The 14425-nt window shown below is 70.6% G+C and carries 13 protein-coding genes; 5 read left to right on the forward strand and 8 right to left on the reverse strand.

The genetic code is table 11. The annotated features are described in order from the left end of the window. Positions 1 to 36: 36 nt before the first annotated feature. A complete protein-coding gene (locus BX283_RS27095; protein WP_101390113.1) occupies positions 37 to 360 on the reverse strand; it encodes a zinc-ribbon domain-containing protein in 324 nt (107 codons plus the stop codon). A gap of 121 nt (positions 361 to 481) precedes the next feature. On the opposite strand from BX283_RS27095, the gene BX283_RS27100 reads away from it, so the two are divergent. Then, complete coding sequence (locus BX283_RS27100) at positions 482 to 1282, forward strand: NERD domain-containing protein (protein WP_101390114.1); 801 nt, start codon at positions 482 to 484, stop codon at positions 1280 to 1282. A 328-nt stretch (positions 1283 to 1610) separates the two neighbouring features. Here BX283_RS27100 and BX283_RS27105 read toward each other — a convergent pair whose 3' ends face one another. Beyond that, positions 1611 to 2501, reverse strand: coding sequence for an ATP-dependent DNA ligase (locus BX283_RS27105; RefSeq protein WP_101390115.1), 891 nt, complete (start codon positions 2499 to 2501; stop codon positions 1611 to 1613). Continuing rightward, positions 2498 to 3382, reverse strand: coding sequence for a non-homologous end-joining DNA ligase (gene ligD, locus BX283_RS27110; protein ID WP_101390116.1), 885 nt, complete (start codon positions 3380 to 3382; stop codon positions 2498 to 2500). The genes BX283_RS27105 and ligD overlap by 4 nt, the downstream gene beginning before the upstream one ends. Positions 3383 to 3422: 40 nt before the next feature. Here ligD and BX283_RS27115 point away from each other — a divergent pair, with 40 nt between their 5' ends. Next, positions 3423 to 4472 carry a Ku protein gene (locus BX283_RS27115; protein WP_101390117.1) on the forward strand — a complete coding sequence of 350 codons (1050 nt, stop codon included), beginning with the start codon at positions 3423 to 3425 and terminating at the stop codon, positions 4470 to 4472. A 51-nt stretch (positions 4473 to 4523) separates the two neighbouring features. On the opposite strand, the gene BX283_RS27120 is transcribed toward BX283_RS27115, so the two are convergent. From BX283_RS27120 to BX283_RS27140, 5 genes are all read right to left on the reverse strand, one after another. Further along, positions 4524 to 6251 carry an MFS transporter gene (locus tag BX283_RS27120; protein WP_101390118.1) on the reverse strand — a complete coding sequence of 576 codons (1728 nt, stop codon included), beginning with the start codon at positions 6249 to 6251 and terminating at the stop codon, positions 4524 to 4526. Between the two features lie 418 nt (positions 6252 to 6669). Continuing rightward, a complete protein-coding gene (locus BX283_RS27125; protein WP_101390119.1) occupies positions 6670 to 7215 on the reverse strand; it encodes a cupin domain-containing protein in 546 nt (181 codons plus the stop codon). 409 nt (positions 7216 to 7624) lie between these two features. Beyond that, a complete protein-coding gene (locus tag BX283_RS27130; RefSeq protein WP_101390120.1) occupies positions 7625 to 8839 on the reverse strand; it encodes an FAD-dependent oxidoreductase in 1215 nt (404 codons plus the stop codon). Positions 8840 to 8999: 160 nt separating this feature from the next. Next, positions 9000 to 9455: a carboxymuconolactone decarboxylase family protein gene (locus BX283_RS27135; protein WP_101390121.1), complete on the reverse strand. Its 456-nt coding sequence runs from the start codon at positions 9453 to 9455 to the stop codon at positions 9000 to 9002. A 199-nt stretch (positions 9456 to 9654) separates the two neighbouring features. Then, positions 9655 to 10182, reverse strand: a complete 528-nt coding sequence (locus BX283_RS27140; RefSeq protein WP_101390122.1) for a hypothetical protein — start codon at positions 10180 to 10182, stop codon at positions 9655 to 9657. A gap of 364 nt (positions 10183 to 10546) precedes the next feature. Here BX283_RS27140 and kdpF point away from each other — a divergent pair, with 364 nt between their 5' ends. The 3 genes from kdpF to kdpB are packed head-to-tail and all read left to right on the forward strand — an operon-like array spanning position 10547 to position 14423. After that, positions 10547 to 10636, forward strand: coding sequence for a K(+)-transporting ATPase subunit F (kdpF, locus tag BX283_RS27145; protein WP_063801986.1), 90 nt, complete (start codon positions 10547 to 10549; stop codon positions 10634 to 10636). An 8-nt stretch (positions 10637 to 10644) separates the two neighbouring features. Then, on the forward strand, positions 10645 to 12309 hold the full coding sequence (kdpA, locus tag BX283_RS27150) for a potassium-transporting ATPase subunit KdpA (RefSeq protein ID WP_101390123.1): 1665 nt from the start codon (positions 10645 to 10647) through the stop codon (positions 12307 to 12309). Next, complete coding sequence (gene kdpB / locus BX283_RS27155; protein WP_101390124.1) at positions 12306 to 14423, forward strand: potassium-transporting ATPase subunit KdpB; 2118 nt, start codon at positions 12306 to 12308, stop codon at positions 14421 to 14423. The genes kdpA and kdpB overlap by 4 nt, the downstream gene beginning before the upstream one ends. Positions 14424 to 14425: the final 2 nt, after the last annotated feature.

Consider the following 14425-nt stretch of genomic DNA (forward strand, 5'->3'; position numbering starts at 1 on the left):
TCTGTAACAGCTCTCCACAGCCGGGCGGCAGCGCGCCTACTGCTGGTAGGGGTTCTGCCCGTGCGGCTGGCCGGGGGCCTGGCCCTGCATCTGCTGCGGCTGGGCCTGGTAGCCCGGCTGCGGCGCGGCGGCCGTCGCGAGCAGCTGCTCGGCGGCCTCCTTGGTGATCTGCTGCTCCATGCCGCAGAAGGTGCACTGCGTGCGGTACTTGGTGGAGACCGGGAAGAGCGGGATGAAGAAGAACGTGAACTTGGTGACGTGCTTCCGCAGGCTGTGGGCGGCCGGATTGCCGCAGTTCCCGCAGACGAGCGTCATCATGGCGAGCTGGTACAGATATCCCTTGGTGCCCCATATGAGCATTGGACTTCCCCTCCCGAGGTAAAGCGGCGCGCATGGCACGCGGTAGCGGCTCCGCACTATACGAGCCGCGATATTGCCCTGCGCGGCCGGTGCTGCTCCCATGGTCGTGGGGTGATGCGGGATGTCGGGACTGCGGGTGACACCGGTGCACCGGCACGGACGGGCACGGCTGTACGTCAGCCTCCCGGACGGGCGGAGCGCCGCCTGGTACGACCGGGACAGCGGGCGGGTCAGCCTGCTCCTGGAGGAGTGCCGCGACGCCGTCCTGGCCGCGCTCGCGCCCTTCGTGGTGGGCGAGGTGACGGTGGGCCCGCCGCCCGTACCGACCTCCGCCGACCTGGCCCGGCTCTCCCTGCACCCCGACGACGACCTGGCGCCGAACCGCCCCGGCGAGGCGCTCCTGGGCGAGCTGGAGTCCGCGGGCCCGCCGCGCCGCTTTCGCGAGGACCCGCGCCGGGTGCTGCTCGCGGCGCAGGAGCGGGTCGGGGCGGGCCTGGACGCGTTGGAAGGGGCGGGGTGGCGGGTGCTGCACTCGGTGCCGCTGCCGGGGGACGGGCTGCTCGACCACCTCGTGATCGGCCCGGCCGGGGTGCTCACGTTCCGTACGGTCGCGGCGCACCGGCGCCGGGTGCGGATCGCCGACCCGCTGGTCGGGGTCGGCCGCGGCGCGCCGTCGCCGGTGCTGCGCTGGGTCCGCCGCGACGCGGAACGGGCGTCGCTGGCGCTGGCGGTGGGGGTGCGGGGGGTGCTGGTGCTGGCCGACCCCGACCGCGTCGACCTGCCCGCCCCGCCGGGCGACGTCCGCGTCCTGCGGGACACGGAGCTGCCGGGGCTGGGGCGGCTCGGCGGGGTGCTGAAGCCGGCGGATGTGGAGGGGCTGTATTGGAGGGCCCGGGACCGCCGGACGTGGCTGCGGGTGTGATGCCCCCACGGTGATCGAGGCGGCTCTCCCAGGGGCTGCGCCCCCGGACCCCGTTCGTCTGCGGACCGTGGATGGCTGGTCGCGCAGTTCCCCGCGCCCCTTAAATGCTCGGCTTCGCCATCGCCTGAGCCCGTACCCCTTAGGGGCGCGGGGAACTGCGCGACCAGCCCCCACCGGTCCGCAGAGGAACGGCACCCGGGGCGGAGCCCCGAAGCGGGGTGCAGGGGCCGCAGGCCCCGCCCGGGGGCCGGGGGCGTAGCCCCCGGGAAAGCCGTCCTCAACCCCCACCCACCCCCGGAGGGTTCAGGGAAGGGGCGGGGTGGGGGCATCACACCCGGTGCAGGCGCAGCACCGTCGTCACCCCCAGCCGCGCAGACCCCCGCTCCACCTCCGCCAGCAACCCACCCCCCTCCACCGGCGTGTAGCCCACCTCCCCCCACCCCGGCGCCACCGCCGTCCGCGTCGGAGACGAAGGCGGCAACCGGGCCCGCCCCGCCTCCGCCCGCAGCGCCGACGACAGCGGCGTCGACACCGTCACCGCGTCGTCCCCCGGCAGCACCAGCACCAGCGCGCTGGGGCGGCCCGCCGGGCCCACGTATCCGACCACCACCCCCTCCCACGTCTCCGTGTGCCGCAGCTTGCGCCACGTGCGCGTGCCGCCCCGGTACGGGGAGTCCTCCCGTTTGGCCACCAGGCCCTCGATCCCGCTCGCGGGGAGCGTCTCGTACCAGGTCAGGGCCGTTTCCACGGAGCGGGTCGCCGGGACCGGCTGGAGCGGGGGGCCGAGGGGGGCCAGGAGGGACACCAGGCGGGACCGGCGCTCGCCGTAGCCGAGGCGCCGCACGTCCTGCCCGCGGTCCGCCAGGACGTCGAACGCCGCGTACGACGCGGGCAGCCGGGCCGCGAGCAGACCGGCCCGCCCCGGCGTCGCCGCCGCCCGCCGCTGCACCGCCGCGAAGTCCGTACGGCCGCCCGTCCACACCACCACCTCGCCGTCGAACACGCACCCCGCCGGGACGGCGAGCGCCGCCGCCACCAGATCCGGGAACGCGGCCGTCACGATCCGCCCGGACCGGGCCTGGAGCACCACCCCGTCCGCCTCCCGGAACACCACCATCCGGTGGCCGTCGAACTTCGGCTCGTACCACCAGCCCGGCCCGCGCGGCAGCTCCCGTACCGACTGGGCCAGCGCCACCCGTACCGGCGGCCGCACGCTCACGGCAGCCGCCCCGCCCGGTTGAGGTTGATCAGGGGGGCGAGCAGATCACCGTCGCGCGCCAGCCGGGGTTCTATGTCGCCCAGCAGGAAGACCAGGTCAGCGGCGCTGCCGCAGGACTCCACCTCCTCCCACGACACCGGCGCCGACACCGTCGGCCGCTCCCTCGCCCGGAGCGTGTAGGGCGCCGCCGTCGTCTTCGCCGCCGCGTTCTGGCTGTGGTCGACGAACACCTTGCCGGGGCGGAGCGTCTTCGCCATGCGGTGCGTGACCAGGCCGGGCAGCGCCGCCTCCGCCTCCTGGGCGAGGCCCTTGGCGTACTGGGAGACCCGCTCGGACGGGGTCGGCTCCAGGGGGACGAGCAGGTGCAGGCCCTTGGAGCCGGAGGTCTTCGCGTACGCGTGCAGGCCGTCCGCCGTCAGGCGCTCGCGCAGCCACCGCGCCACCAGGCAGCACTCCACCACCGTCGCCGGGGCCCCGGGGTCCAGGTCGAAGACCATCCGGTCGGCGCGCGCCGGCGCGTCCGCCTGCCACTGCGGGGTGTGGAACTCCACCACCAGGTTCGCGGCCCACATCAGGGTCGACAGGTCCGGGACCGTCACCTGGCGCGCCTCGCTGTCCTCGGAGCGCGGGACCGGGGCCGTCTTCACCCAGGAGGGTGTGCCGGGCGGGGGATTCTTGGTGAAGAAGAGCTGGCCCTCGGGCCCGTCCGGGTAGCGCAGGAACGACACCGGCCGGTTGTGCAGATGGGCGAGGAGCGCCCCGGCGACGGACGCGTAGTAGTGCAGCACCTCGCCCTTGGTGGTGCCGGTCGCCGGATACAGCACCTTCTCCAGGCGGGAGAGCGCGATCCGTCGCCCCTCCACCCATGTGATCGGCGTCATACGATGAGAATCCCACTATTCCCGACAGAGGGGATGAAGAGTGCGATCCATATGGAACGGTGCGATCTCATTTGGGCTGGTCAGCATTCCGATCAAGCTCTTCAACGCTACCGAGAGCCACTCGATCTCGTTCCGCCAGATCCACACGGAGGACGGCGGCCGGGTCCGCTACCGCAAGGTGTGCGAGCTGGACGGCGAGGAGCTGGACGCGTCCGAGATCGGCAAGGCGTACGAGGACGCGGACGGGTCGCTGGTCCCGATCACCGACGACGACCTGGCCGCGCTGCCGCTGCCCACCGCCAAGACCATCGAGATCGTGGCGTTCGTGCCGGCCGACTCCATCGACCCGCTCCAGATCGACACGGCGTACTACCTCAGCGCCAGCGGCGTCCCGGCGGCCAAGCCGTACACCCTGCTCAGGGAGGCGCTCAAGCGGAGCCGGAAGGTGGCCGTCGCCAAGTTCGCGCTGCGCGGGCGCGAGCGGCTGGGGATGCTGCGGGTCGTGGACGACGTCATCGCCATGCACGGGCTGCTGTGGCCGGACGAGATCCGCGCCCCCGAGGGCGTCGCCCCGGACAGCGGGGTGAAGATCCGCGACGCCGAACTCGATCTGGCCGACGCCCTGATGGACACCCTCGGCGAGGTCGACGTCGACTCGCTGCACGACGACTACCGGGAGGCCGTGGAGGCCCTGATCGCCTCCAAGGCGGGCGGCGCGCTGCCCCCGGCCGAGGCCCCGGAGACCAAGGGCGGCGGCAAGGTCATCGATCTGATGGCCGCGCTGGAGAAGAGCGTGCGCGCGGCGAAGGAGGCACGCGGGGAGGAGGGGGCGGAGCCCGCCGAGGTCACCGAGCTCAAGTCGCGCAAGACGGCCGCCAAGAAGACGGCCAAGACGGCGGCGAAGAGGACGGCCAAGACCGCCACCAAGACCACCTCGGCCAAGACGGCGACCAAGTCGACCTCGAAGACCGCCGCCAAGAAGTCGGCCGCGTCCCCCAAGGCCTCCGCCGCCGGTGCCAAGAAGTCCACCGCCACCACGGCCAAGAAGGCCGCGAAGAAGGCGGCTCCCCGCAAGCGCGCGTCGGCCTGACGGCCTTCGTACGCCCACGGGGAGCCCGTGCGGGCGCTCCTCAATACGTGGTCACGCGCTCCGGGCCACCGGCTCGCCCAGCGCCTCCAGCTCCGCGTCCAGGTCGCGCGCCTGCACCTCGCGGGGCAGCGCGAACATGCCGAGCGCCACGAGCACCAGGATCCCGACCCCGTACCACAGGCTCAGGTCGAAGCTCTTGACGAAGTTGTGGCTGACGGCCTTCTGGCCCTGCTCGGTCAGGATCGGCTGGACCTTGTCGGCGCCCGGCACCGAGGAGGGCTGACAGCTGGCCGGGACCTTGGTCGGGTCCGACTCGGCCGACCGGTCGTGCACACAGGCCCGGAAGCCCTTGACGATGTCGTCGACGCCGCCCGGCTGCACCCCGGCGGTCACCAGCTCCTGGCGCAGGGCCGGGGTGACCTTGTCGACGCCGTGGTCCGAGTCGTCGGCCAGATGGCCGAAGAAGAGCACGCCGACCAGGGCGACACCGAGCGCCATGCCGACCTGCTGGGTGGTGCCGAGCAGACCGGAGGCCGAGCCCGCGTCCTTGACGGGCACCTTGGTGAGGATCGCGTCGATCATCGGGGCGACCACCAGACCGAAGCCGAAGCCGGTCACCACCAGCGGCGCGATCATCTGCCAGGACGGGATGCCCGGACCGTAGTGGTGGGCGACGAAGATGTACGCGACGAAGCCGAGCGCGTTCAGGAGCGCCCCGCCGATCAGCGTCAGGCGCCCGATGCGCGGGGTGAACACCTCGACCGCCAGGCCGGAGCCCGCGGCGGCACCGACCGCGAAGGCCGCGCCGGTCAGACCGGCGCGCATCGGCGACCAGCCGAGACCCAGCTGCATGTACAGCGTCCACACCAGGAAGAAGCCGCCGAGCGCGATCCAGAACAGCGTCCACACCAGCATGCCCGCGGTGAACGCCCGCTCCTTGAACAGGCTGAGCACCACCAGCGGCGAGCCCACGGTCCTGGTGCGGTACCGCTCGAAGGCGACCAGGATGCCGAACACCACGACCGAGCCGCCCATCAACAGGAACGTCCAGGCGGGCCAGTCGAGCGCACGGCCCTCGGCGAGCGGGTAGACCAGCATCAGGATGCCGGTCACGGCGATCACCACGCCGATCGGGTCCAGCTTGGGCGCGGCGGGCGACTTCGACTCGCGTACGAAGAACCAGGCGGCGATCAGCGCGCCGACGCCGACCGGGATGTTGACCAGGAAGATCGGACGCCACTCCAGGTCCGCGATGTTCGCGTCGACCAGCACACCGCCGACGATCAGACCGGCCACCGACGCCGAGCCGAGCACCCCGCCCCAGATGCCGAGCACCTTGCCGCGCTCCTCGGAGGGGAACGTGACATGGATGATCGCCAGGATCTGCGGGACCATCAGCCCGGCCATGGCGCCCTGGAAGAAGCGCGCGCCGATGAGCATGCCGGGGCCGCTCGCCACACCGCACAGGGCCGAGGCGACGGTGAAGCCCGCCACGCCGATGAGGAACATCTTCTTACGGCCGTAGATGTCGCCGAGCCGCCCGCCGGTGATCAGCAGGGCCGCGAAGCCCAGTACGTAACCGGCCACGACCCACTCGATCTGGGTGTAGTCGGCGTGCAGGTCCTTCTGGATGCTCGGGATGACGACGTTGACGATCGTCACGTCGAGCATGTCCATGAACCCCGCCACCAGAACGATGATCAGGGCGAGCCAGCGGCGGGGGTCGAGCGGAGGCGCTTCGCCGGACGCGTCGGCTCCGGCGTGGGTGTCGTGAGTCATGGCGTTTCTACCTCTGGCCGATCGTGGTGACCGGGGCCGTACGCGCCCGGTCGTGACGGAAGGAGCGTGATGAGACGAGTGCCATTTGCGGGTCTCCTTGCCACAGCGGCAGGAAAAAGTGCGTCACCAAGATGACGACACAGGGTCCGGGGGTGTGACTTTTCGCAGGTCACACCCCTTTTCCAGGGCTGACGCCCGGTCTGCGGCCGGTCCGGCGCCGCCCGGGCAGGCGGCCGCCCCGCGGATCGCCGGGGCGATCGGGCGGGGCGGGGGCCCGGACGGGCGGGCGGGACGGGGAGGGCGCATGGAAGCGCCCTCCCGCAGAGGATGTCGCGCCCATGACAGGACGACACCACCGCTCAAGAAGGCACTCACATGCTCCGACGGCCTGAAACGGCACCTAAGCCGCTCAAGTCGCTCAAGCGACCGGCTGCTTGTCGGTGTACTCGGCGAGCAGGCGCTGGGCCTCCGCGTCGGCCTCGCCCGCCGGGACGAGGACACCCTCGGGGGTGAGGCGCCGCGGCTCGGTGCCCGCCATCCGCCAGTCGAACTTCGCCGCCAGCTCGAAGAGGTCGGACTGGATCAGCGGGCCGCCCTTCTCGTGCTCGGCGGCGAGCGCGGTCGGGTGGTACAGCTCGTATCCGCCCGGCAGGTGCAGCGTCAGGAAGCGGCAGCCGTCCTCCACCGTCGTGGACCAGGTGTGCTCGGTGCCCTTGGAGATGTGCGCCATGCCGCCGGGGCCGAGCGTGGTCACCTCGCCGTCGATGTACATGACCAAAGAGCCCTCCAGGACGAAGTACGTCTCGTCGGACTCGGCATGCGTGTGGAGCGGCGGTCCGGGGGTGGCGGCGGCTATCTCGCCTTCCACGAGGGCGGCGGCACCATCCGTGGCACCGCTCGGCAGGACGATTTCAAACCCGCGGCGGCCGTCGGGACGGTCCTCGGGGTAGATGATGGTCGTCATGAATCCCTCTCTGGCTTGATTTCTCTCAAGTGGTTACGGGTTTAGCACGGGGTCGCGGGTGCGGGTCAAGCAGCGCTCAACTTGCCCGTCGGGCGCGGCTCCAGTGGCACTCCGGCCCCCTGGACAACAGCTCTAGCACGCCTGTGTGCGAGCGCGGGATTTCCGCAGTTGGACACTTGTGGAGAGGTCCGGCCGTCCCGTCGACGAAATTGCCAGGAGTTCGGGGATGTGGGAAGGAAAGCCCCGCGACTGTCCATTTTCCGTCCGGCATCCGTCCGGCGACTGTCCGATGTCCATCCGGTGTCCGGCCGGTTTTATGCGTACCGCGATCGGGCGATTTCCCGAAATGCCGACGGGCGGGCACGGGACGCGGTGAGCGCCCGTACCCGCCCGTCGGACGGCCGTCGGCTCAGACCCGCTCGGGGGTCCGTACGTGCTCGGGCAGGGGCCCGTACCCGATCATCCGGGCGATCAGCTTCCGCATCGGCCGCACATGCTCCGCCACCGCCAGGAACCGCGGCGGCTTGGACTCGCGGGTGCCGTGCAGCGTCGGCGCGATGAGCTGGTTCTGGAGCAGGATCTGCATGCGCTGGATGGCGACCACCGGGGGCAGCCGCCGCCGCTGCACGGCCGCCAGGTCCTCGGTGCTCACCGTGCCCCGCCGCAGCGGCTCGGCCAGCAGGTTGGCGGTGGCCACCGCGTCCTGCACGGCGACGTTGATCCCGAACCCGCCGACCGGCGACATCGCGTGCGCGGCGTCCCCGATGAACAGCAGGCCCGGCCGGTACCAGCGCTTGAGCCGCTCGACGCGGACCTCCAGCATCCGGGCGTCCGAGAACTCGATCTTGTCCGGCCGGTCGCCCATCCACGGCAGCAGCGCGCGCACGCTGCCGCGCAGCGACTCGATGCCCTCGGCCTGGAGCTCGGCGTACCGGCCCTTGGGGATGACGTACGCGAACTGCCAGTACGTATCCCGGCAGATGCCGATGAGCAGGCCCTGCTGGCCCATGCGGATGAACGTGTCCGGCGGGTCGCTCTCCTCGCGGGGGATCCGGAACCACAGGTCGTCCATCGGCGCCCCGAAGCCCTGCGGGACGAGCCCGGCCGGGCGGCGCAGCACCGAGTCGCGGCCGTCGGCGGCCACGGTGAGCTCCGCGCGCAGCTCGTGCTCGCCCTCGGCGTCGCGGTAGCGCACGCCCCGGGCGCGGTCGCCCTCGCGGATCAGACCGTGCACCTCGGCCCCCATCCTCAGATGGAAGTTCGGGTACTTGGCGGCCTCGGCGGCGAGCAGGTTGAGGAAGTCCCATTGGGGGACGAAGGCGATGTACGGATACGTGCCGGAGAGCAGCCGCTGGTCGGCGACGAGCACGTCCTGGGTGTCGGTGACCATGTTGATCCCCGGCGTGGTGCGGTGCGGCAGCTCCAGGAAGCGCTCGGCGAGCCCCAGCTCGGCGAGGACGTCCAGGGTGGAGGGGTGGATCGTGTCGCCGCGGAAGTCCCGCAGGAAGTCCCGGTGCTTCTCCAGGACGGTGACCTCGATCCCGGCCCGGGCGAGCAGCAGCCCCAGCATCGCGCCGGCCGGCCCGCCCCCGACGATGCAGCAGGTGGTTGTCTCGGTTGCCATTCGTGCCACCTCGGCGTTGCGCATGGATGTCGTACTGAGTCGATCTCGGCGAGCATGCCCCACGGTCGCGGCGGGTGCCAAGGCCGGACAGATCGAACGGGGCGTCAGATCCCTTGCGGGAAGCGGAAGTTGAGGTTCACCGGAGCTCCGTGGTGCCGGATCACCAGGTCTGGCCGCCCTGCTGGCGGGTGGCCGCGTTGAGGCGGTTGTAGAAGTTGCTGACGGCGATCCACAGCACCAGGGCCGCGAGCGGCTTCTCCTCGTAGTGCCGGGCTGCCTCGTCCCAGACCTCGTCGGGGACCGGCTCGGCACGGTCGTTGAGCCGGGTCACGGACTCGGTGAGGGCGAGCGCGGCCCGCTCGGCGTCCGTGAAGTACGGCGTCTCGCGCCAGGCGGCCACCGCGAACAGGCGCTCCGCGCTCTCGCCGCCCTTCATCGCGTACCGGGTGCCGGAGTCCACGCAGGCGCTGCATCCGTTGATCTGGCTGGCGCGCAGATGGACGAGGTGCATCGTGGTGGCGGGCACTCCGGCGCTGTGGGTCGCCTTCTGAAGTCCCCGAACGGCCTCCATCGCCCCCGGGACGAGCGTCGCCGGGCTCGGCATCCGTGCTTCCATGACTGTTCTCCTGGCTGCCACTCGTCGTGTGGCCTGGGCTCCGACTGTCATGGAATTGACGAAGTGGGGCGGGGAAGTGTGACGGCGCTTTCGGGCCCGGTCCTCGTCCGCGGGCCGGTGGGGGCCGGTCGCGCCCACGTGTCCGGGCCGCTCGTGGCACAGCCTCGCGCCCCCGGGAGGTGCGGTGCCGCCGGAGCTCTCAGCTCAGCCCTGACGTCCTGAACACCTCTCGCGCCGTCTCCCTGTCCACCCTCGCCGAGATCTGCCGCAGCGCCGTCTCTCCGCACCGGAGCGTCCCGCGCGTCACGCTCGTACGGGCGTCCGCGTCCAGCAGGCGCCACAGCGGGGGGTTGGCGACGAGGACCCGGGGGTCGAGCTCGGCCCGCCCGCCCTCCGCGTCGCGCAGGACCAGGCGCTGGGCGACCCCGTCCGACCAGCGCACCGACACCAGCCGGTCGGTGCGCACGGCCCGGGTGCGCAGCGGCCCGCGCGCGACCAGCAGGCCCTGCCCCGCCGACACCCGGGCCGGCCACAGCACCAGGAGCAGCAGCACGGCCAGGCCCGTCCACAGCGCGCCCCGCCAGGGCGTGAGGGTGCCCGCGCCGGTGTCGATGAGCAGCAGCAGACCGAGCAGCACGGCCGCGCACCCCACCGCCGAGCGGGCCTCACCCGCCCAGGTCCGGTCGTACGCGGCGGGCGGAGCAGTACGGAGTGTCCGGCGTCCCATGGCTCTCATGCCCGTGACGCTAAGGACGCCGCCGGGGCCCGTTGGCGTCCGCTGACGAACCGTTGACGCCCGCCCGGAAAGTCTTGACGGCGGGCATATGGCCTCCTGACGCCACCGCCATGGCCCTCCCTGGCCGGAAGCCGCGTATGAAAGGCGTCAAGGACGCGCCAGTAGCCGTCAGGGGGCCGTCAACGAAACGTGCGGCGGCCGCGCGGAGGGGTTTGCTCTAGAGGTCCGCCCATTTCCCGCTCATTTCCGAGCCTCTTCGAGTTCTGGAGTTCGCGATGGCCGATCTGGCCTTCGTCGTCACCACGATCGCGGTTTTCGCGTTGGTGGCGCTCATTGCCAAGGGGGTGGCGAAGCTGTGACTGCCGAGAACATCGTCGGTCTGATCGTGGCCGTCGCCCTGCTGGGATACCTCGTCCTCGCCCTTGTGTACCCGGAGAGGTTCTGAGTCCCGCCATGTCTCCTGTTCTTTCCGGTGTGCTCCAGTTCGCCGCGCTCGCGGCGGCCCTGGGCCTGTCCTACCGGCCGCTGGGCGACTACATGGCCCGCGTCTACTCCTCCGAGAAGCATCTGCGGGTGGAGAAGTGGATCTATAAGGCCGTGGGTGCCAACCCGTCCACGCAGATGCGCTGGCCCGCGTATCTGCGGGGCGTGCTGGCGTTCTCGGCCGTGAGCGTCCTGTTCCTCTATCTGCTCCAGCGCCTTCAGGGGCATCTGCCGGGCTCGCTGGGTTTCGTGTCGATTCCGGCGGATCAGGCGTTCAACACGGCGGCGTCGTTCGTGTCGAACACCAACTGGCAGTCGTACTCGGGCGAGCAGGCCATGGGTCATGTGGTGCAGACCGGCGGCCTGGCGGTGCAGAACTTCGTGTCCGCGTCGGTGGGTATCGCGGTCGCGGTCGCTCTCGTACGAGGTTTCGCCCGTTCGCGGACGGGTGAGCTGGGCAACTTCTGGTCCGATCTGGTGCGCGGCACCGTGCGGATCCTGCTGCCGATATCGGTGGTGGGCGCGCTGGTGCTGGTGGCGTGCGGGGCGATCCAGAACTTCGCCGGTATTCACGAGGTCGGCCAGTTCATGGGTGGTTCGCAGCAGTGGAACGGCGGGGCGGTCGCCTCGCAGGAGGCGATCAAGGAGCTGGGCACGAACGGTGGCGGTTACTTCAACGCCAACTCGGCTCACCCCTTCGAGAACCCCAACGGCTTCTCCAACCTGTTTGAGGTCTTCCTGATTCTGGTGATCCCGTTCGCGCTGACGCGCACCTTCGGAAAGATGGTGGGGAGTGTTCGGCAGGGGTACGCGATTCTGGCGACGATGGTCACCATCTGGGTCGGGTTCACCGCGTTGATGATGTGGACCGAATTCGCCCACCACGGACCGGCGTTCGACGTCGCGGGTGGGGCGATGGAGGGCAAGGAGACCCGGTTCGGTATCGGCGGCACGTCGATCTTCGCGGTCGCCACCACGCTGACCTCCACGGGCGCGGTGGATGGTTTCCATTCCTCGCTGACCGGTTTCGGCGGTGGTATCACGCTGCTGGGGATGCAGTTGGGCGAGATCGCGCCGGGCGGTACCGGTTCGGGTCTGTACGGGATGCTGGTGATGGCGATCATCGCGGTGTTCCTGGCGGGCCTGATGGTGGGGCGCACGCCCGAGTATCTGGGCAAGAAGATCGGCACGCGGGAGATCAAGTTCGCGGCCTGCTACATCCTGATCACTCCGGCGCTGGTCCTGGTGTTCACGGCGATCGCGATGTCCCTGGATTCGACGGGCGCCTCGATGACGAACTCGGGTGCGCACGGCTTCTCCGAGGTGCTGTACGCGTACACCTCGGGTGCCAACAACAACGGCTCCGCGTTCGCCGGTCTGAACGCCAACACCGAGTGGTTCAACACTTCTATCGGTCTTGCGATGTTGCTGGGCCGGTTCCTGCCGATGGTGTTCGTGCTGGCGCTGGCGGGTTCGCTGGCGGAGCAGAAGCCGATCCCGGAGACGGCGGGCACGCTGCGCACCAACAAGCCGCTGTTCACGGGCCTGTTGGTCGGCACGATCCTGATCGTGACCGGTCTGACCTATTTCCCCGCGCTTGCGCTGGGACCGCTGGCGGAGGGGCTGGCGTCATGAGTACTGAACTGAAGCAGCAGGAATCGCCGGCGCCGAGCCGTGCCCCGCACAGCGACGTCCCTACCGGTCACAAGGACCAGGGGAGGGTCGGCGGGGGCCTGTTCGACCCCAAGGCGCTGGTGAAGTCCTTCCCGGACGCGATCAAGAAGCTCGACCCCCGGGTGATGGTCAAGTCGCCAGTGATGTTCGTGGTCGAGATCGGGTCGGTCCTGACCACGGTCCTGGCGGTCAAGGACCCGGGGGACTGGTTCGGCTGGGCGATCGCGGGCTGGCTGTGGCTGACCACGATCTTCGCGAACCTCGCGGAGGCGGTCGCGGAGGGCCGGGGCAAGGCGCAGGCCGACACCCTGCGCAAGGCCAAGACCGACACGGTGGCCCGGCGTCTGGTGGGCTCCACGGAGGAGCGGGTGCCCGGCACCGAGTTGAAGATCGGTGACCTGGTGGTCTGCGAGGCGGGCGACATCATCCCGGGCGACGGTGACGTCGTCGAGGGCGTCGCGTCCGTGGATGAGTCGGCGATCACGGGTGAGTCCGCGCCGGTGATCCGCGAGTCCGGCGGCGACCGCAGCGCGGTCACGGGCGGTACGAAGGTGCTGTCCGACCGGGTGGTCATCAAGATCACGACGAAGCCGGGCGAGACGTTCATCGACCGGATGATCAACCTGGTCGAGGGCGCGGCACGCCAGAAGACCCCCAACGAGATCGCCCTGAACATCCTGCTGGCGTCCCTGACGATCGTGTTCCTGCTGGCGGTGGTCACCCTCCAGCCGTTCGCGAAGTACGCGGGCGCCGAGCAGTCGATGATCGTGCTGGCCGCCCTGCTGGTCTGCCTGATCCCGACGACGATCGGCGCGCTGCTCTCCGCGATCGGCATCGCGGGCATGGACCGCCTCGTCCAGCGCAACGTCCTGGCGATGTCGGGCAGGGCGGTGGAAGCGGCGGGCGACGTCTCCACGCTCCTGCTGGACAAGACCGGCACGATCACGCTGGGCAACCGGCAGGCGTCCGAGTTCGTGCCCGTACGCGGGACGACCGAGGCCGAGGTGGCCGATGCCGCGCAGCTGTCCTCGCTGGCCGACGAGACCCCCGAGGGCCGCTCGATCGTGGTGCTCGCCAAGGAGAAGTACGGGCTGCGCGAGCGTCACCAGGGCGAGTTGACGGACGCCGAGTGGATCGCGTTCACCGCCCAGACCCGTATGTCGGGCGTGGACGTGGACGGGCGCAGGATCCGCAAGGGCGCGACCGGGTCGGTCGTGGCGTGGGTGAAGGAGCGGGGCGGCAGTGTCTCCCAGGACGCGCAGGCGCTCACCGACCGGATTTCCCAGGCTGGTGGCACGCCGCTGCTGGTGGCTCTGGAAGACGCTGAAGGCGCCCGCGTCCTCGGAGTGATCCACCTCAAGGACGTGGTGAAGGAGGGGATGCGGGAGCGGTTCGAGGAACTGCGCCGGATGGGCATCAAGACGGTCATGATCACGGGTGACAACCCGCTGACCGCGAAGGCCATCGCGGAGGAGGCGGGCGTGGACGACTTCCTCGCCGAGGCCACCCCCGAGGACAAGATGGCCCTCATCAAGCGCGAGCAGGCCGGCGGCAAGCTGGTCGCGATGACGGGCGACGGCACCAACGACGCCCCCGCGCTGGCCCAGGCGGACGTGGGCGTGGCCATGAACACGGGCACGTCGGCCGCCAAGGAGGCCGGCAACATGGTCGACCTCGACTCCAACCCCACCAAGCTGATCGAGATCGTCGAGATCGGCAAACAGCTCCTGATCACCCGAGGCGCGCTCACCACGTTCTCCATCGCCAACGACGTGGCGAAGTACTTCGCGATCATCCCGGCGATGTTCGCGGTGGTCTACCCGGGCCTGGACAAGCTCAACATCATGAGCCTGCACAGCCCCGAGTCGGCGATCCTCTCGGCGGTCATCTTCAACGCCCTGATCATCATCGCCCTCGTACCGCTGGCCCTGAAGGGCGTGCAGTACAAGCCGACCAGCGCCGACAAAATGCTCCGCCGCAACCTCGGGATCTACGGCCTGGGCGGCCTGGTCGCCCCGTTCATCGGCATCAAGCTCATCGACCTGCTCATCACCCTCATCCCCGGAATCGGCTGATC

The sequence above is a fragment of the Streptomyces sp. TLI_146 genome (genome assembly GCF_002846415.1).
In the GTDB taxonomy this organism is placed as follows: domain Bacteria; phylum Actinomycetota; class Actinomycetes; order Streptomycetales; family Streptomycetaceae; genus Streptomyces.

Coding starts and splice junctions, on each gene's coding strand:
- BX283_RS27095 (WP_101390113.1), bottom strand. CDS start 360: ATGCTCATATGGGGCACCAAGGGATATCTGTACCAGCTCGCCATGATG.
- BX283_RS27100 (WP_101390114.1), top strand. CDS start 482: ATGTCGGGACTGCGGGTGACACCGGTGCACCGGCACGGACGGGCACGG.
- ligD (WP_101390116.1), bottom strand. CDS start 3,382: ATGACGCCGATCACATGGGTGGAGGGGCGACGGATCGCGCTCTCCCGC.
- BX283_RS27120 (WP_101390118.1), bottom strand. CDS start 6,251: ATGACTCACGACACCCACGCCGGAGCCGACGCGTCCGGCGAAGCGCCT.
- BX283_RS27125 (WP_101390119.1), bottom strand. CDS start 7,215: ATGACGACCATCATCTACCCCGAGGACCGTCCCGACGGCCGCCGCGGG.
- BX283_RS27130 (WP_101390120.1), bottom strand. CDS start 8,839: ATGGCAACCGAGACAACCACCTGCTGCATCGTCGGGGGCGGGCCGGCC.
- BX283_RS27135 (WP_101390121.1), bottom strand. CDS start 9,455: ATGGAAGCACGGATGCCGAGCCCGGCGACGCTCGTCCCGGGGGCGATG.
- BX283_RS27140 (WP_101390122.1), bottom strand. CDS start 10,182: ATGGGACGCCGGACACTCCGTACTGCTCCGCCCGCCGCGTACGACCGG.
- kdpA (WP_101390123.1), top strand. CDS start 10,645: ATGTCTCCTGTTCTTTCCGGTGTGCTCCAGTTCGCCGCGCTCGCGGCG.
- kdpB (WP_101390124.1), top strand. CDS start 12,306: ATGAGTACTGAACTGAAGCAGCAGGAATCGCCGGCGCCGAGCCGTGCC.